This window comes from Paenibacillus sp. F4, from assembly GCF_002894905.1.
In the GTDB taxonomy this organism is placed as follows: Bacteria; Bacillota; Bacilli; order Paenibacillales; family Paenibacillaceae; genus Paenibacillus; species Paenibacillus polymyxa_B.
Map to the genome: position 1 here is coordinate 13,234 of NZ_POVS01000010.1, position 17,713 is coordinate 30,946.

General features: G+C 46.4%; 13 protein-coding genes. 1 reads left to right on the forward strand and 12 read right to left on the reverse strand.

Going from position 1 to position 17,713, the window contains the following annotated elements:
• Positions 1-6: 6 nt before the first annotated feature.
• The 3 genes from C1T21_RS10950 to C1T21_RS10960 form a co-directional block, all read right to left on the reverse strand.
• Positions 7-1,701 (reverse strand): ABC transporter substrate-binding protein, encoded by a 1,695-nt coding sequence (locus C1T21_RS10950; protein ID WP_103048269.1) that lies wholly within the window; start codon positions 1,699-1,701, stop codon positions 7-9.
• Positions 1,702-1,775: 74 nt separating this feature from the next.
• A complete protein-coding gene (locus tag C1T21_RS10955; RefSeq protein WP_023990333.1) occupies positions 1,776-2,678 on the reverse strand; it encodes a carbohydrate ABC transporter permease in 903 nt (300 codons plus the stop codon).
• Positions 2,679-2,693: 15 nt separating this feature from the next.
• Positions 2,694-3,707, reverse strand: coding sequence for an ABC transporter permease (locus C1T21_RS10960; RefSeq protein WP_103048270.1), 1,014 nt, complete (start codon positions 3,705-3,707; stop codon positions 2,694-2,696).
• A 311-nt stretch (positions 3,708-4,018) separates the two neighbouring features.
• Here C1T21_RS10960 and C1T21_RS10965 point away from each other — a divergent pair, with 311 nt between their 5' ends.
• Positions 4,019-4,495 carry a GyrI-like domain-containing protein gene (locus C1T21_RS10965; protein WP_103048271.1) on the forward strand — a complete coding sequence of 159 codons (477 nt, stop codon included), beginning with the start codon at positions 4,019-4,021 and terminating at the stop codon, positions 4,493-4,495.
• A gap of 75 nt (positions 4,496-4,570) precedes the next feature.
• Here C1T21_RS10965 and cydC read toward each other — a convergent pair whose 3' ends face one another.
• The 9 genes from cydC to C1T21_RS11010 form a co-directional block, all read right to left on the reverse strand.
• Complete coding sequence (cydC, locus tag C1T21_RS10970) at positions 4,571-6,337, reverse strand: thiol reductant ABC exporter subunit CydC (RefSeq protein WP_103048272.1); 1,767 nt, start codon at positions 6,335-6,337, stop codon at positions 4,571-4,573.
• Positions 6,318-8,078 carry a thiol reductant ABC exporter subunit CydD gene (gene cydD / locus C1T21_RS10975; protein ID WP_103048273.1) on the reverse strand — a complete coding sequence of 587 codons (1,761 nt, stop codon included), beginning with the start codon at positions 8,076-8,078 and terminating at the stop codon, positions 6,318-6,320. The genes cydC and cydD overlap by 20 nt, the downstream gene beginning before the upstream one ends.
• The gene (gene cydB, locus C1T21_RS10980) at positions 8,078-9,091 is read right to left on the reverse strand and encodes a cytochrome d ubiquinol oxidase subunit II (RefSeq protein ID WP_103048274.1); all 1,014 of its coding nucleotides are present in this window, start codon (positions 9,089-9,091) and stop codon (positions 8,078-8,080) included. The genes cydD and cydB overlap by 1 nt, the downstream gene beginning before the upstream one ends.
• Positions 9,078-10,484, reverse strand: a complete 1,407-nt coding sequence (locus tag C1T21_RS10985) for a cytochrome ubiquinol oxidase subunit I (RefSeq protein ID WP_103048275.1) — start codon at positions 10,482-10,484, stop codon at positions 9,078-9,080. Before C1T21_RS10985 ends, cydB begins: the two co-directional genes overlap by 14 nt.
• Positions 10,485-10,889: 405 nt before the next feature.
• On the reverse strand, positions 10,890-12,548 hold the full coding sequence (locus C1T21_RS10990; RefSeq protein ID WP_103048276.1) for a response regulator transcription factor: 1,659 nt from the start codon (positions 12,546-12,548) through the stop codon (positions 10,890-10,892).
• Positions 12,541-14,331: a cache domain-containing sensor histidine kinase gene (locus tag C1T21_RS10995; protein WP_103048277.1), complete on the reverse strand. Its 1,791-nt coding sequence runs from the start codon at positions 14,329-14,331 to the stop codon at positions 12,541-12,543. Before C1T21_RS10995 ends, C1T21_RS10990 begins: the two co-directional genes overlap by 8 nt.
• A 162-nt stretch (positions 14,332-14,493) precedes the next feature.
• Positions 14,494-15,075: a peptide deformylase gene (gene def, locus C1T21_RS11000; RefSeq protein ID WP_103048278.1), complete on the reverse strand. Its 582-nt coding sequence runs from the start codon at positions 15,073-15,075 to the stop codon at positions 14,494-14,496.
• A 299-nt stretch (positions 15,076-15,374) separates the two neighbouring features.
• Positions 15,375-16,349: a polysaccharide pyruvyl transferase family protein gene (locus C1T21_RS11005; RefSeq protein ID WP_103048279.1), complete on the reverse strand. Its 975-nt coding sequence runs from the start codon at positions 16,347-16,349 to the stop codon at positions 15,375-15,377.
• Positions 16,324-17,703, reverse strand: a complete 1,380-nt coding sequence (locus tag C1T21_RS11010) for a lipopolysaccharide biosynthesis protein (protein ID WP_103048280.1) — start codon at positions 17,701-17,703, stop codon at positions 16,324-16,326. The genes C1T21_RS11005 and C1T21_RS11010 overlap by 26 nt, the downstream gene beginning before the upstream one ends.
• Between the last annotated feature and the right edge of the window lie 10 nt (positions 17,704-17,713).

The following is a 17,713-nucleotide window of genomic DNA, read 5'->3' on the forward strand; positions in this document are numbered from 1 at the left end:
AGTCAGCTATTTAGAAGCCTTGCCACTCCATAACTCCACTCTGTCCTTCACCAGTTGCGTGTATTGCTGTTCCATTTGGACAGCTCCGGCGGCATCCAGTTCTTTAATCATGTTGTCGTATACCGTATCAAAATTGGAAGCTGGTGCTAAAATAGCTTCCGGTATACGCTTGCGGATAATGTCTGTCGTTTTTTTGAATGTAACGTTATAGCTGGATTCATTGTCTGTTGTCAGATTATAGGCTGCGCCCCAAGGTTTTACATCAAATTCTTTCTTGTCCGGGAACAGATCTTTCCACGTTTTTACGCCATACGCTTTAAGTGATTCTTTCTCCGGCTTCGAATAAGCCGCGATAATTTGTTCCGGGAATTTGGCAGTATAGTAGTTACCTGTAGGGTCCTTCACGCCGTCACCATAGTGTCCGCTGATGAGCGTGTACAAATCTATACCCGTAGATTTATTGAAGTTGGTTGTATTGTTCGTTTTTTGCTCCAGTACATCAGCAGGAATGACGCGTTTGCCGTCTTTAATTTCATAATGCTTGCCTTCGATCCCCCAGTTTACTAGCACCTGTCCTTCATCGGAAGCTAAATAATCAAGGAATTTAATAGCCCGCACCGGGTCCTTGCAATTTTCTGTAATACCTACTCCATAACCGGACGTGAAGCCCGTATCCTGAAAGGAACGATCCTTGTATTCCTCCGAAAGTGTAACTGGAAAATGCGCGTAGCTGGATTCGGATTTACCTGACGCTTTTAACGCATTTTCGGCATCCTGATAACCCCATTCCTGGTCGATCAGACCAAGAACACGACCGCTGGCAATTTTGGATTTGTATTGATCACTTTTCTGCACAAACGAATCTTTATCAAGCAGTCCTTCATTGTACATGTGGTTCAACCAACGGAAATATTCCTTTTCTTCCGGACGTTTGTAATGAAGCTTCGCTTCAAATGTTTTGGGATCAATAAAATATTCACCATCATCCGGCGCTCCAGTCGTCTGGAAGGCGGGATTTGTTACGGTAATCATAATTCTCCAGTCGTCTGCATCCAACGTGAGTGGGATCGTTTTTTTGCCATTGATCGTCGGATGTTTGGCTGCATAGGTTTTGAGTACGTTTTCATAATCCTGTAGCGTTCTTACCTTTGGATATCCTAACTCCTTGAGCACCTTATGCTGAATTTCAAATCCCCCCGTCGCGTCAAAACTCTCCTGTCCCACACCTGCATACGTAGGGAGGACATAGATGGATTGATCTTTATTACTGTATTTCAAACGATCCATATAGGGTCCATATAGTTTTTTGAGATTCGGTGCATGATCGTTGATCAGATCTGTCAGATCAATCATGGCCCCCGCATCCACAAGCTTGTTAATATTCGCTTTAGGGGAAACCAAGTCCGGGTATTCTCCACTTGCTGCCATCAAAGCAATTCGGTCATCTCCACCTCCACCGCTGACATCAAATTCCGCATTCAAGGTTACACCTGTTTTCTTGGTGATTTCCTTGCCTATTTCATCCTTCATTCCGTTCCATTGCGGGCTTGTATCTGCTCCGAAGAAGCTAAACGTAATCGGTTCTGTGCCGCTGGATGTGCCTTCCTTCGCTGCTTTATCGCTTCCCCCACAACCTGCGAGTGCGGTAAGTGACACCGCGAGCAAGGGAATCAGTGCAAATCTGGACCAGTGTTTTTTCATGTATAAATCCTCCTATATTCCTATGATGACTTCTCCTGCAAATAACTGCTATTTTACTGCCAGAATCCCGACTTTTATGATTTCACTGCCCCCAGCGTCATACCGCCTACAAAATATTTTTGCAAGAACGGATACACCATCAGGATGGGGAGCGTAACCGTAATCGTGATTGCCATTTTAATCGACTCTGGTGAAATTTGAGCCATTTGCTTAGCCATATCGTTACTATTCGTCATACTGGAGCCGCCTTGCTGCGTACTTTGCAGTATCTTCATCAGCTCATACTGTAGCGTCGTCCATTGCGGCGCCCCACCATTATACAAATACGTATCAAACCAAGCATTCCACTGACCTACTGCCAGAAAAAGAGCAATCGTTGCCAATACTGGTTTGCACAGCGGCAAAATAATTCTCCAGTAAATCGTAAAATCATTCGCCCCATCGAGTTTGGCAGACTCCTGCAGCGCATACGGCAAACCGTCCATAAAGGAACGAATAACAAACACGTTAAATGCGCTAATTAAGCCTGGAAAAATGTACACCCAAAACGAACCCAGCAGATGCAGATCACGCATCAAAATAAACACGGGCACCATCCCGCCGGAAAAATACATCGTCAACGCCAAAAACGTAGAAATAAACTTACGAGCGCGAAACTCGACCCGACTCAATGTAAAAGCAAGCATAGACGCGCAGATCAATCCGAGTACCGTCCCGACCAAAGTACGAAGAATAGATATTTGAAGTCCCTGAAGAAGACCATCGTACTGGAAAATCGTTTTGTAATTTTCGAGCGTAAATTGGCGGGGCCATATATAAATACCACCGCGAACCGTGTCCGTTGAATTGTTAAGGGAAATCGCAAGTACGTTCAGAAACGGGTACAGCGTCAACACCACGATCAGAGCCATGAGGATATAGTTGAACAGATCAAACAGCTTCTCAGACCGGGTAGCATTAAATGCCTTATTCGTCATTTCGCTTCTCCCTCCCTACATGATGCTTTCTTTGGTCAGTTTTTTAAATATACCGTTCGCCGTAAACAACAGCAGAATGCTAACCAGCGAGTTGAAAATACCAATTGCCGTCCCATAAGAGAAGCGACCCAAATTAATCCCGTAATTGAGCGCGTACAGATCCAGCACCTCGGAATAATCCGTCACGAGACTATTGCCAAGCAAGAACTGCTTTTCAAAACCATTGCTCACCAGATGTCCAATCGCCATAATGAACAGAACCGCAATCGTCGAGCGGATACCCGGAAGTGTAATATGCCACATCTGTCTCCAGCGGCTCGCTCCATCCACGCGCGATGCTTCATACTGTTCTTGATCAATTCCGGTGATTGCAGCTAAATAAATAATCGTATTCCAACCTGTCTCTTTCCATATGTCGGAAGCGGTTACAATGTACCAGAACCAGCTCCCCTTTGCCATGAACTGAATTGGTTCATCCACAATATGAAGCGCTACCAATATATCGTTGACAATGCCTCCGTCAATCGACAGCATCTTGGTGACCAAACCGGCTACAACTACCCAGGATACAAAATGCGGGAGGTAGGATATTGTCTGCACAAACCGTTTGAACAGCATACCACGTAGCTCATTTAACAGAATTGCAAAGAAGATCGGTACGACAAAACCAAATATAATCCCCATCAGGCTCATCGCTAGCGTATTGCGTAATACCAGATAAAATCGTTCATCCTGAAATAGCTCAATAAAGTTATTCAGCCCTACCCATTTCTGGTCCGAAAAAGATTTGGCTGGCTTATAATTTTGAAACGCCATCGTCCAGCCCCAGAGCGGAAGATAGCTGAAAACAAACACCCATATGACGAAAGGAATGGACATAAAATAAAGATACTTTTGCTGCTTCACACTGTCCCACAAGCCTTTTCTACCACGTTCAGGCTTCGGGCCGCCAGCCTTGCGCGGTCTTCCCCGGTTGGATTCAGGAATCACAGCACCATTTTTGGAAGCGGTTTCAGTTGAAGATTCCATAACAAGCTCCTCCTCATCTCTAGATACTATTATCATACTTTGCTGGCTCGGAAGCGGGTACCCGACGAATTAGGGGAAAAATCAGTTCAAAATTAGATATATAGGGGGTCTCTATGCCTTCAAAGCATAACTTTTTTGCTGATTTCAAACAAAATCGATGCTATATTGGAATATGACTAAAAATAAAGATATTATGGTTGCTTCACACTGTCCCACAAGCTTTAAGCAGTCTACCCCAGTTATAAACAGGGTTATGGTTTGGGGTTTCGTTATAATCAAACTTGACAAACTTATTGGATGGAGGAGACTTTATGGAAACTAAAGTAATAACATTACCTCTTTTTCATGTTGCAGGTTACAGAATCGAAGCAAATATTAATGAATTTGAGTCTGGTCTTGGCAAGAGCATCTATCATTCATTAATTGAAAGAAAAGATGAAATTCGGGACAGGAAAAATGAGAATGTAATTTTAATGCAAATTTATCCCATGAAGCCTGATTTTAATCCTCAGGTAGATAAGTTTACAAATATAATCTGTTATGAAATAAGTAAATTAGGTGAGGTTCCATTAAATATGATAAGTCATACTGTAAATGAAAGTAAGTATGTAACTTTCACACATAAGGGGCTTGAATCGGAGCTTAATAATTCGTATGACTACATATATGGCCAATGGATTGAAGATACCGGAAATGAACCGAAGGATTATGATTTTGAGATTTGGGGTGAGAAATATAATCCAGAAAGTTCAGACAATGAGATTGAATTATTTATAGCATTGAAATGAGCAAGACACAGCAATAGCCCCCAGCACAAAATGTGTTGAGGGCTATAAGTTTGCTTAGGTCAATCTATTCCTATTTCACAGACTCGGATGATCCAGCTCATACAGGTTGCGGTATCGGGGCTGCTCCTGCCACAGCTGTTCATGACTGCCCCGCATGGAAATGGTGCCCTGTTCCATAAAGATCACCTCGTCCATATGCTCCATTCCCGTCAGATGATGCGTGATCCAGATCAATGTTTTGCCCTTCAGCACACGAAACATCGTCTGCATGAGCTCATGCTCTGTCAGCGGGTCAAGCCCCACCGTCGGCTCATCCAGTAAAACAATCGGGTGATTTTGTAGCAAAATCCGCGCCAGTGCAATTCGCTGTTTTTCTCCACCGGAAAAACGAAGCCCCGTCTCCTGCATTCGGGTATCGTAGCCCTCCGGCAAAGAATCAATTAGAGTTCCAAGCCCTACCTGCTCTGTTACTGCACGAACCTCATCCAGCGTAGCATCGGGTCGTCCCAGCCGAATATTGTTAGCTACCGTTGTATCGAATAAATACGGCTGCTGGTTTAGCACCGAAAATAAACTGGAGTATGCTCCACCTGTATATACGGGAATCGCTGCGACAGTGACGCTCCCTTCATCAGGCTGCAATGCTCCCTGAATCAGGTTCAGCAGCGTGGACTTGCCCGCACCACTGCGGCCAAGCAATGCAACCTTGCCCCCCTGCGGTACGTGCAGGGAGATATTACGCACGTTCCATTCCTGCGTTGCCGCATAGCGGTAGCTTACGTTGTTCAGCAGCAGGTCTCCTCCGTGGCCCAATCGCATAGCGGTAGCCTGTTCCTCTAGAATGTCTGCTGTTCCGCCTGCTCCCGGTGTAGGTGTGTCTTTCTCCGAATCCTTTAACCGTCGAAGTGAATCCTGATACTCCGGCGCATGAACCACCGCTTCTCCAGCGCGAACGAAGGCATCCAGCAATGGAAAAGCCACAAGAGCAAAGGATGCCAGCCATGTGGCTTCTATACGATTCTGTGCTACCAGTCCCCCGGCCCACACAGTCATAATCACAACCCCGCCACCTACAACGCATTGTGCGATCCAATGAGAACGCCACTCGCTCCGGCGAAGTGAATTTTCCATCACGGCAGCCCTATTGTGCCGTTGTGTAAAGGTACTCAGGAAATGCCCAGTCCGTCCGCTCAGCACCAGATCACTCATGCCGAACAGAGCATCCGTTAGCTCCTGATAGGCTTTACTCCGTTCCTGCTTGAACACTCGCCGTTTGGCGAGTGAGGTCCATAGTGAGATAGCTGGGGCAATAAAAAGCAAAAATCCGCCATATAGCGCCATGAGCAAGGCAAAGGTTCCGTCCATCCGTCCGAGCGCTGAGATGCCTGCTGCATAAATCAGCAAAGCCGATAGCGCAGGCAGAACTAGCTTCAGATAGATGTTTTGAAGCTGCTCAATATCCTCTGCCAGCAATCCCAATAGATCCCCTGTACGGAATTTGCTGCGAATCATCAGCGCCTGAGGTTCCACTGCCCGATATAAGCGCACCCGCATACGGGACACAAGGCGCAGTGCGGCATCATGTCCTACCAAGCGCTCCAGGTACTGAATAACCGCTTTACTAAAGCCAAATGTTCGCACAAGCACAATTGGAACGTACACCATTAATATATTTTCCGGTTTTAAGGCCGAACGAGTAATCAGATGACCGGACGTAAAGAGCAACGCGCCCGCACATCCAATGGCCAATGCGCCCAAAAGAGCAGCTACCAGAAAGGCCCAAAAATATTGTCTCAGATACGTCACAAACCAGCCTTGTCTGCTATTGTCCGTTACTCTCATATCGTCCGTTCCCTCCTTCCGATATCCCCGTCAGCAATCGGTAATATGCCCCCTTACGGGCAATCAATTGTTGATGGGAGCCTACTTCTTCCAGACGGCCTTGATTCATCATCCAGACACAGTCCATATCTGGCATCCAATGAAGCCGGTGAGTGGCAAGAAACACTCTTTTGTGTTTCAAAACCGATAAAATCGTCTGTTTTAGCTCCCACTCTGTCTCAATATCCAGATGCGCCGTAGGCTCATCCAATAAAATGACCGGACGATTACTGAGCAATGCCCGCGCCAATGCAATCCGCTGCGCCTGCCCTCCGCTCAGTGTCCGGCCTACTTCACCAATGGGTTCATTCAATCCACCCGGAAGACCGTCTACCAGTTCCCGCAGTCCAACCGCGTCAATCGCCCACTCTACCTGCTGGTTGGATGCCTCCGGTTCATAAAAGCGGATATTATCTGCCAAAGAAGTGCTAAACAGGTATGGATGCTGTGGAATATAGGCAATATGACGCTGCCATTCGGCTTTGGCATCCCCAGCCAATCCGCATCCATTCAGGAGCAGCTCGCCCGAAGTCGGATCAGCAAAGCCGCCAAGCAGACTAAGCAGCGTCGTTTTACCTGCACCGCTAGCCCCAACGATGCCAATCATGTTCATGTGCGGTTCAACATGTGCAGACACATGTTCAAGCCGGGCGGAACCGTCTTCATTAAGGAGGCATACATCAGACAGCTCGAGAATATCCTGTCCCGTGATGTCCAATCCTTTATCGTTAGCTGCCTGTATATTCGGCTCGATCGCATCATCTTCTGTACTGAGAATGGAGCGGATTGCTCCCCAAGCCTCCTTACCATCCAGTGAAGCATGATAGTCTAACCCTAACTGGCGTATAGGCATAAAATATTCTGGTGCCAGAATAAGCACCGCCAGTGCTGCCTCCAAACCCACCGAGCCACTAATCAGGCGCAGACCCAAGCCTACCGCGACAAAAGCGACCGATAGCATACTAAAAAAATCGAGGGCAAATGAGGAAAGAAACGCTACTCGCAGCGTGCGCATCGTTGCCGTGCGGTATTGGTCGCTGACCTTCCCAACCGTTTCCCCATGCTCTTGGCTACGACCCAAAAACCTTAGTGTCTGAAGTCCACGCAGCGAATCCGTGAAATGATGAGATAACAGACGATAGGAACGCCACTGCTTGTCTGCCTGCTTCCGCGCCGCCAAGCCGAGCAAAATAAAGAAGCCTACCAAGATTGGCATCGTAGTCGTCAAAATCACACCTGAAATGACATCCAATGTGAAAACATACACAAGCACAAGTATAGTTACAGCCATCATGTCAATCATACGAGGAATAGACAGTTCCAAATACGTGCGAAAACGATCCATACCGTCCAGCGCTAGCGTCACCAACTTGCCGCTGCCTTCCTGCGCTGCAAAACCCGGCCCCCGTTCGAACAAACGTGCAAGCAGACGCTCCCGTAAGGAAGCGCCTGAAGCTTCGGCAAAACGGCCGGCTGTCCGGCGTTGTAGCCAGATCACCGTATGCCTCATTGCAAAAGCTGCGAAAAACAACGCCAGCGACGGCCAAGCCATCACCAGCGGATTTTTATCAAATAAAATCGTAACAGCCTTTGCTAAGAAGATTGCTTGCGCAATCACAGCGGCCCCCTGGAGCAGGGAAAGGGCAGCCAGTAGCAGCATCACTGGCCGAATGCCCTTTAATTCAAACCATGCCTTATCCATTAGTATTCCAAATGATCCTTCTCACTGAGACGCTTATGGAAAACAAAATAGCTCCATGCCTGATAAGCCAACACAAAGGGTAAAAGCGTTGCTGCAACAATCGTCATGGCTTTCAGTGTGTAATGACTGGAGCTTGCATTATAAATCGTTAAATCAAAAGCACTGTTAATCGAGCTCACCATAAATCTTGGGAACAAACCGACGAATAACGAAACGAAGGTCAGCAAAATCACTGCACCTGTCATCCCGAAGGCCCATCCTTCGCGGCGCTGTTTCAGGAAGTACCATGTCAGCACATAGGCGACAATTCCCACCGCAACCGCAGCATACATAAAGGGACCGCGACGTGCAAATAAATCCGTTGCAAAATAAGTCCATACCACCATGCCCGCGAGTAAAATACCCAATACCGGAAGAAACTTGGACGCGATCACACGAGCGCGATCCCGTACTTCTCCAATCGTCCGCAGGGAAATAAACGTCAGCCCGTGCATTAGACACATTCCGACCACTGTCAGTCCAATCCATACGGTGTATCCATTGAATACATCGGAGAACCCAGCTTTCAAATCCATGTTTTGCTGAATAGGTACACCTTTCACCAAAGCCGCAAAAGCCATACCGAACAGCATCGGCGGTAGAAAGCTGCCAATCAGAATGCAGGCATCCCACGTTCCTGTCCACCATTTCCCTTCAGCCTTGCCGCGGAACTCAAAAGAAACTCCACGCAAGATCAAACCTAGCAAAATAAAGACAAATACCAGATAATATCCGCTGAACATAGTTGCATAAAAATGCGGGAAAGCGGCAAACATCGCACCTGCTGCTGTAATCAGCCACACTTCGTTGGCATCCCAGAATGGACCAATCGTATTGATCATCAAACGTTTTTGTTGGTCATTGCGCGGTACCAATCCTGTGGCCATCCCCACGCCAAAATCAAAGCCCTCCAGAAAAAAGAAACCAGTAAACAACACTGCGATCAATAAGAACCATAAATCATTTAGCGTCATTATTGTCACCCCCTTGGGCAAATGGATCATGAATTACCGTTTGCTGATGTGGCTCGATATCTGGACCTTTGCGAGCTGTACGGTAAAACAGAAATGCCAGCACACCTGTTAAAATTAAATACAATGTGGTAAATGAGATGAACGAGAACAGCACTTCTCCTGCCACAACCGTAGGCGAAACAGAATCTTTTGTTTGAAGCAAACCAAATACAGTCCACGGTTGGCGACCTATTTCGGTCATGATCCAACCAGCAGTATTCCCAATGAATGGAAGGGATATCCCCCATATCATAAGACGGAAGAACCAGCGATGTGAACCTTCCAGCTTTTTACGGAACGTCAGGTAAGCTCCATATAAAGCGAGTGCAATCATGCCACATCCCGCCGCAATCATAATGCGGAAGCTCCAGAACGTGGTACGTACTGGCGGGATATAATCACCCGGACCATAGGTTTTTTCATATTGGGCTTGCAGCTCATTCATACCAGGCACAGAGCCGGTAAATTTACTATAGGATAGGAAACTCAAAGCAAAAGGAACTTTAATCTCAAAGGTATTTTCCTTTTTCCCAGGATCAATCCATGCGATAACTGTCCAAGGAGCGGGGTCACCGCTGTTCTCCCATAAGCCCTCACTGGCAGCCATCTTCATCGGTTGTGTTTTCACTAAATATTGAGCCTGACCATGACCAAACAAAGGAATAGCAATGGCACTGATTAAGGCAACAATAATGCTCAATTTGAAAGAAGGTTTAAAAAAGTCCATATTCTTTTTGTGCATCAGCTTCCATGCACTGATACCCGCGATAAGAAATGCCCCCGTTGCAAAAGCAGCAAACAATGTATGTGGGAATTCCCATAACAGTTGTTCGTTCGTTAACAGAGCAGCAAAATCTTTCATTTCTGCACGTCCATTTTGAATCTCATATCCTACTGGACGCTGCATGAATGAATTAGCAGCTAGAATCCACAATGCCGATAACATCGTACCAATAGATACCAACCACATACAGATTAAATGGACCGTTTTGGACAATCTTTCCCAACCAAATACCCATAATCCGATAAAGGTCGATTCCAGGAAAAATGCAAGCAACGCTTCAATCGCCAGCGGAGTACCGAATACATCACCGACAAAACGGGAAAAGTCCGACCAGTTCATCCCGAACTGGAATTCTTGCAAAATCCCGGTGACTACGCCCAATGCAAAATTAATCAGCAGAAACGTTCCCCAGAATTGAGCCATTTTTTTGTACAAGTCATTTTTCTTGACAACATACATAGTCTCCATAATTGCCACCAATAACGACAATCCAATGGAGATCGGCACATAAACAAAGTGAAGAATCGTTGTGGTTGCAAACTGCAACCGTGCCAAATCCAATACGTCCATGATGTTGCTCCTCCCCCTCACTTCTCTTAACAATGATTTATAGTGTCTGTAATCTGAAGTCCTCTATACTTGTGATAGTATTCACATTCTTACATATGCAGCGGTCATTTTTTAGAAAAATGACTCACTCAACTACCTTCACCATGGTTGTCATGATCCGGCTTCAGATTATCCCCATTATATAGAATAAAATTAAATGAAATAGAATCGAAAATGTGAACATCGTGTCAAAGCTGTGTCATAATGGTGGCGATTTGATGAAAACGACCTAAACTACATAATAAATGTGACATTTTCGATTGATCTATCTATTTTTTCACCATAAAAAAGAGCCTCTCTTCGTTCGGAGGTCGTACCTCCGACATCTGTAAGAGAGACTTCATAGCGTTAAACCTAGGGATTCTATCAACAGCCATCTATTCCTCCGTTCTTTTGAACCCGATTACGGTAGGAGGAAGGTGACATTCCAGCATACTTTTTAAATTTACTATGAAAATAATCTGCATTCGCATATCCTACGCGTTCCGCCACCTGGTGCACCTTAATTCCTTGAGCAAGCAATTCTCTTGCTCGCTCAATCCTCACCTTATCCAGGTAGGCATTAAAGGCCTCGCCCGTATGACTTTTGAACAGTTTGCCCAAATAGCCACTATTGTAATTGAACATATCTGCCAGTAACTCCAGTCGCAAATTTTCATCATAATGACTATGTATAAAGTCAATCATTTGTTTCATGATGATGCCCTTGCCACCAGATTCAGTCTGGCCAATCCATTGCAACACATGCTCCAGCGAGTGATCCACCAGCTCGGCCAATGTGGAATAAGCATATACATCGGTTATAAAGCTGGAGTGCTCCTCCAGCACGGTTCGGCTGTGATCCTGTGCGGCTGCATACTTGTTCAACGCCAGTGTGAATGTTTGGGCGAACGCCGCCTTGATTGCAGATTCTGTGCGATAAATCCGTGGAAATTGGCCTTCCATTTCCTTAATGACACGGGTTGCAGCTTCACTATTAGCCATATCTAGCGCATAGTACAGCTTTTCTGCATAACGTAGGGGATCATCTGTGGCACTATCAGACGCTCCACTCCTTTCAGTCTCGACTGTCTCCAATTCGTGTAGGTCTCCGGAAAGCATGGCTCTTTCTGCCCGGAACAAAAACGTACGTTCTAACAATCGTAGTGCCTGCTCAAAAGATCTGGGAATGTCGTTAAGAATGGCTACAGGATCACCGGCAGCCACATAAATTTCCTTTGCCCACGGCTTTAGCTCCTGTCGCCAAGCAGCCAGTAACTGAACAGCATCTTTCTCCGTTTTTAACGTGGCGGGAAGCAAAAGACCCATATATATTCCAGCCTCAAACACGATACCTCTGCCCGGCTCATGGCACAATTCTGTTAGCCGCTGCTTTGCTGCCGCCAGCCGAGCTTGCCGATCCCAGTCAGGAATACGTAAATCCAGCAGAATAACCTGATAGCTACTCCAGTCCAAGGCTGGTAACGCGGGCTGTTGTCCATGTTTTCCGTTACCGCTTTGATGTTCAGCTTGCTTGGATGCTCTGTGAAGAGAATCACTGCTTTCCACAGCATTACGAGCATGCTCTCGATGATCCGGAAACAATAGTGCTTCGATCCAATTACGCTCATGGGAAGGCGGACTTCCCCATTTGCCGTCTTCTTTCTCGTCCTCAATGTTTTGCCATACCCGTTTCAACTCTGTCGTCATTTCTTCCTCATCAACTGGCTTCAGTAGATAGCCATCCACCCCGAAGCCCATGGCTTGCCGTGCATAATCAAAGTCTGCATATCCGCTTAATATGAGAAAATGAAACGGCTCTCCGTTCTTTTCACGTATGCTTCGTATGACCTCCAGTCCACTCATCCCGGGCATACGAATATCTACAATGACCAGCTCCGGTCGATGCTCTCCGAACTTATCCAGAGCCTCGCGCCCGTTCCCTGCCGTATCGACAATACGGAAGCCACAATTCCCCCAGTCAATAATGGAGGACAATCCTTCACGAATCGCAGGTTCATCATCTACAATCATTGCTTTATACATTCGACTCTTCCTCCCTTGGTATGGAAAAGTATACGGTTGTTCCTACTTGTAATGCGCTTTCAATATGCAGTCCATAATGTTCGCCGTACATCAATGTTAGACGTTGATGTACATTACGCAAGCCAATACTGCTCCCTTCCGGCTCATCCGCCCCCCTGATCCGATCTAGCAGACGGGTCAGTTGCCCAGCTTCCATGCCGATCCCGTCATCTTCTACTTTAATTTTCAACTCTCTTTGTTCTATTGTAATATCTACCTTCACGGTAACTGGCTCTTCCTTATTTTCCAGGCCATGAATGACTGCATTTTCCACCAGCGGTTGTATGATTAAGGGAGGAATCGACATGTCCGTCGCGCTTTCTTCCAAATTCACTTCATAGATCAAACGATTTCCAAATCTGAACTGCTGAATTTGCAAATAGGATCGCACCATATCCAGCTCCTGTAGTACCGTCGTTTTACCACTGCCAATCTCCAGATTCCGGCGCATCAGCCTGCCAAGCAAACGCACCGTCGTTGCAATTTCCGCTTCCCCATTCAGATGTGCTTTCATTCGAATGGACTCTAACGCATTAAACAGAAAGTGCGGATTAATTTGGCTGGCCATCATTTTTAGCTTGATATCCTTTTGTGCCAATTCCAGCCTGTTGTTGTGCTCACTCGTCTCATAGACCTGCGCCATGAGTTGGCGAATACTACTCACCATATAGTTGAAACGGCGGGATAAATCCCCGATCTCGTCCCTTCCCTCCACACTCGATACCACATGAAAATCGCCCGCGGCTACCTTACCCAGCTCATAGCTCAACCGCTGTAGTCGTTTGGTAATCAGCCAGGAAATGATGGTGATCAGAATCAGTGCCATAACCAGCACTGCAAGAACACATAAAGCACCAATCAGGCTGATTCGGTTGGCTCCCTGTACAATATGCTCCGTCGAAAACACTGAAATAATCGTAAATCCGCTCACACTGGAGGCGGGCAACAGCTCATCCACGATGATGTTGGAGGGCATTCCGTTGATTTTCGCTTCATATATTCCCTTACCCGCACGCTGGACGTCAAAGCCCAAATGTAAATCGCTCAACGTCTGGCCCACCGACTGCGGACGGGTAGCTGCGACCACAATCCCGTTACGATCTGCAATCAATGTTTCAAAAGGCTCCTTACTCAGCATATGATTCAACTCGGTCTGGCTCAGCGATATCATCAGAACTCCCTTGGTATTGTATTCGGGAAATGGAATTTGCCGTACCAGGCTCAGGCGATTAACCGGGTTATCTTCCTTATCCTGAATGTAAAACCAGTTAATCGCCGTCCCCTTCAAAGCCGTCTGGAACCACTGCTGCCGCTCAATGTTAGAGTCCACTGGAATAAACTCCAGATTATTGACAAGCGTCGGATTGTACGAATAGAACCGGATGGTAGCAACTTCTCTATATTGCTGAGTATACTCATTAAAATCCTTGTATTGATGATACGCATTCATCAGCTCTACCATACCCGGATACCGTCGGTTCGCCATCTCCCTCAGCCTTTTATCGAACATGAGCCCATTCGAAATATCCGTTGGCACACGTAGTAAATTTGCTGTCTGGCTCTTGATCTTTTCCACATTGTTTACCGTCTGGGCAATTGCACTATTCAATGCCTGCTCTCGCAAATAAAAAGTAACGCAACCGCCCACCACCAGCACCGGGATCATGACAATCAGTACGTAGGAGAACAGCAGCTTATTCCGCATACGCATATTATTCATCAGAAGCCGTACTCCACGATCCATACCATCCCTCCCATAAGATAAGCGCTTACATTTTTATGTATTTTCACATTCTCTATCACAATCTACACGTTTCCAGTTTAAAGCTTCGTAACCTCTATATCTATATTTTTGCAAAATTTAAAAATGTGGCGAACGGAGTCACCACACTTTACGATTCCTAAACTATTTACGTACAAAAGGTTCGATATGCACTCCCTGCGGCAGCTTATGCGGATCTTCCGGGTTGATACGGTCATAGAACATAATGCCATCCAAATGGTCCATTTCATGCTGCACGACAATCGCTGCATAACCTTTGAAAGTCAATAGCTCCTGTGTTCCGTCTGGTAAAGTGGCCTTAATACGAATTTTTTCGTAACGCGGTACATATCCGGCTACGTACCGATCTACAGACAAGCACCCCTCACCCTGTTCCAAATAAATCATGGACGTGGAGTGGCTGACCAGCTTCGGATTAAACAATGCATACTCTACCGTTTTGTCCCCATCTTCATAATAAATAGCACACATTCTTTTGTTCAAACCTACCTGGTTTGCAGATAACCCCACACCCGGGCGCAGTTCATAGCGGGTAGCCAGCTCTTCATTTTGGCTATTTTTCAGATAATCCAGCATCCATTGCATCTGTTGAAGATCCTCTTCAGACAGTGGCAAGCATACCGGCTCAACCTTCGTACGCAAAATAGACTCACCTTCACGCACGATATCCTTCGTGAGAAGCATGTCCATCGATTGATTACTCATTCGTCAGCCTCGATTCATTTAAATAAATATACTTTCATGTTATTCTGCAAAAGTTAGGGGGTTCCCAATATTCCTACAAGTTTTATCCCATAAATTATATCTATTCATGAAATGAATTGTCAAAATGAAGCGGTATTTAAGCCATTAAATATTCATTGCCTTAATGGTTTATCTAATTAACAATTATACTGATGCTCTATATATCCTTAAACGAAAAACCCCCTTAACCAATGAAGTGGTCAGGAGATTTTTTGCCGTTATCATACCTTTGAAATTAATCTACGTATCTTTTCTTACTATTAAGATGGCTGCTCCAACGCACTTGGAGCTTCACTAAACAGCTGCGCCTTTGGATTCGGCTGTGTCCAGGTATTATAATATTGCGAGTTCTTGCCGTAGGAATTGTCAATGACAACGTGCGGCATATCAAGCAGACAGGCCAGAATGTGACCGTGCAGCCGTGAAGTGCGAACCTCTCGGTAAGAGCTGAACAGCGTAACCGCTTTGTTCATGAGATGGTCTGTATACTTGTACCAGAATGTACGCGTAGGCAAAGGGCCACCGATTTTCTTATCCAGTCGATAAAACTTCTGGAAATAGACAATTCCCTTCACTTCCAGCGGAGTGAACAAAGTATCCCAGTCCAGCCGGTGAGCAGCATCTGCCTCGTCATCGAACTTCTTTTGTCCACCCACCGTTTCAATATCAGTCCGCAGGAAATACAATACATCCTTCACGGTTTCCGTAGTCGGCTTCAATGGCCAGAGCTGGTGTGCCATATCAGGACATAGTGTGATACTGCACTGGTTCAGCTTGTCCTTAGCCCACTGATAAGAGCGTGTATCCCGCACAAACATATGTAGATCCGGATGAGCATTGAACAAGGCAGCGACTTCATTAGCCTTCTGTTCAGATTGAAAGTGGATCGTCTGCGGCATAATCACAATTCGGTGGCTAGGGAAATCGCGAACGATGCGTTCTCGCAAATTTTGGTGATTTGAATAGAGATCGCCGAAGTTGCCGCCGCCGTGGCACACGATAATCCAGTCACCTGGAATTTGAAGCTGATCGGGAATATCCATAGCGCTATAACGGGCACGGACACGGATACCATTATCCTTGAAGAACGCCTCGGTGCCTTTCATGATGAGTACATCCCCACCGTTATTATAGACGGGATAGTCGACATAAATGATATTCGAACCTTGGGGGACTACGTCGAGAATGACGCTCAGCTTATTTTTCAGTTTAGCCATGGGATGCAAATTCGGCATCTTTCAGTTCTCCCTTCCTGCGCTTCTTTTGTATTGTCTGAATGACGAATGTAATATCACTTTTATCAAAAATGATCCGTGATAGCGGAACATTGAAAAACATGGGGAACGAGAACAGTGAGAACGCCAACCGAACACAAGCGCCTACAAGCAAAGCAATCGCAATGCCATCCAGACCGAAGATCGGTGTACAAATAAAAAACAGACCGACGGTGATCGCATAGGCTACAATTTGCCGGAACAATACCAGTCCCGGACGTCCCAGCGCGTTAAAGGCCGAAGCCAGAATCCATGAGCCGCCACCAATGATACATTCCAGTGACAGCAGGTAGAACGTTAGCGATGCTTCCAGGAAAGCGGGGCCGTACAGCAAACCCAGCATGTATCGTCCAATGAAGAGAGCAGGCACAATGACGATTAGCATCGCAGCCATAGAGATGCGAAAAGCACGACCTACCGTTTCGACAATCTTGCTGTGCTCCATCCCCGTCACCTTTGGAAAGGTAACGTTAGTGACAGCATTTTGCACCACATTGAACACACGAGACAAGGCGTAGACGACAGAGTACAGACCGAACGCTTTAGGTGATAGCAGCGCCACAATAACGATTTTGTCCGTTTGTGTGGACAGCGTCCCCATCAGCTCCATCCCGTAAACCCTCGCTCCATAGCTATAATAAGGACGAAGCACTTGGCGGCTGGTAAATGGGCGGAAAGTACGCAAATTCATATACTTGCGCAAACGGAGGAACGCCCACACTAGTGCAAGGAAACTTGCGGCAAAATTCACTGCTCCAGCCAGCTGCACATTGAGTAAGCCCATCAGCCACAGTGTCACCAGACCGATGAAATTCAGTAACGGGTAGTAAAACAACAGACCGTTATATACGCTAAACCGGTCCAGCCCTTGCGACAATGCTGTCGTCAGCGCTGTAAGCACTGCCAGCGGTACGGCTGCCGCACAATAAAGCTGGGACAGCTGGATGATATCCGCACCATAACCATTCAGCCACAGCGGCATGCATATCCAGGCCACTGCTCCCGCCAACAAGCTGGCAGGCAACTGAATCCAGAGCGACAACGCCAGCAGTTCTTCCGTCGTGCCTGTTTTCTTCTTAATGTTATAAATTAACGACGTTGGTAATCCGAAGCTCAACACACTGCCGATCAGCGTAGGCCAGAACAGAACTGCCGCCAGTTCTCCTTTCCCCTCTACTCCGAGCATACGTGCGGTCAGGATGGAAGTCAGGGTCGTGACGATTAGCACAAAAAAATTGTTAAAGCTCGTGCGCATGATCGTTTTGGCGAGACTGTCACCCGTGAATACTTTCCTTGCTGCTGTCCATGTGCTCATGTTACGTCCA

What these genes read in the sequence shown, in the direction of transcription:
- C1T21_RS10950 (WP_103048269.1), bottom strand. Translation starts at nt 1,701, where the DNA reads ATGAAAAAACACTGGTCCAGATTTGCACTGATTCCCTTGCTCGCGGTG.
- C1T21_RS10955 (WP_023990333.1), bottom strand. Translation starts at nt 2,678, where the DNA reads ATGACGAATAAGGCATTTAATGCTACCCGGTCTGAGAAGCTGTTTGAT.
- C1T21_RS10960 (WP_103048270.1), bottom strand. Translation starts at nt 3,707, where the DNA reads ATGGAATCTTCAACTGAAACCGCTTCCAAAAATGGTGCTGTGATTCCT.
- C1T21_RS10965 (WP_103048271.1), top strand. Translation starts at nt 4,019, where the DNA reads ATGGAAACTAAAGTAATAACATTACCTCTTTTTCATGTTGCAGGTTAC.
- cydC (WP_103048272.1), bottom strand. Translation starts at nt 6,337, where the DNA reads ATGAGAGTAACGGACAATAGCAGACAAGGCTGGTTTGTGACGTATCTG.
- cydD (WP_103048273.1), bottom strand. Translation starts at nt 8,078, where the DNA reads ATGGATAAGGCATGGTTTGAATTAAAGGGCATTCGGCCAGTGATGCTG.
- cydB (WP_103048274.1), bottom strand. Translation starts at nt 9,091, where the DNA reads ATGACGCTAAATGATTTATGGTTCTTATTGATCGCAGTGTTGTTTACT.
- C1T21_RS10985 (WP_103048275.1), bottom strand. Translation starts at nt 10,484, where the DNA reads ATGGACGTATTGGATTTGGCACGGTTGCAGTTTGCAACCACAACGATT.
- C1T21_RS10990 (WP_103048276.1), bottom strand. Translation starts at nt 12,548, where the DNA reads ATGTATAAAGCAATGATTGTAGATGATGAACCTGCGATTCGTGAAGGA.
- C1T21_RS10995 (WP_103048277.1), bottom strand. Translation starts at nt 14,331, where the DNA reads ATGGATCGTGGAGTACGGCTTCTGATGAATAATATGCGTATGCGGAAT.
- def (WP_103048278.1), bottom strand. Translation starts at nt 15,075, where the DNA reads ATGAGTAATCAATCGATGGACATGCTTCTCACGAAGGATATCGTGCGT.
- C1T21_RS11005 (WP_103048279.1), bottom strand. Translation starts at nt 16,349, where the DNA reads ATGCCGAATTTGCATCCCATGGCTAAACTGAAAAATAAGCTGAGCGTC.
- C1T21_RS11010 (WP_103048280.1), bottom strand. Translation starts at nt 17,703, where the DNA reads ATGAGCACATGGACAGCAGCAAGGAAAGTATTCACGGGTGACAGTCTC.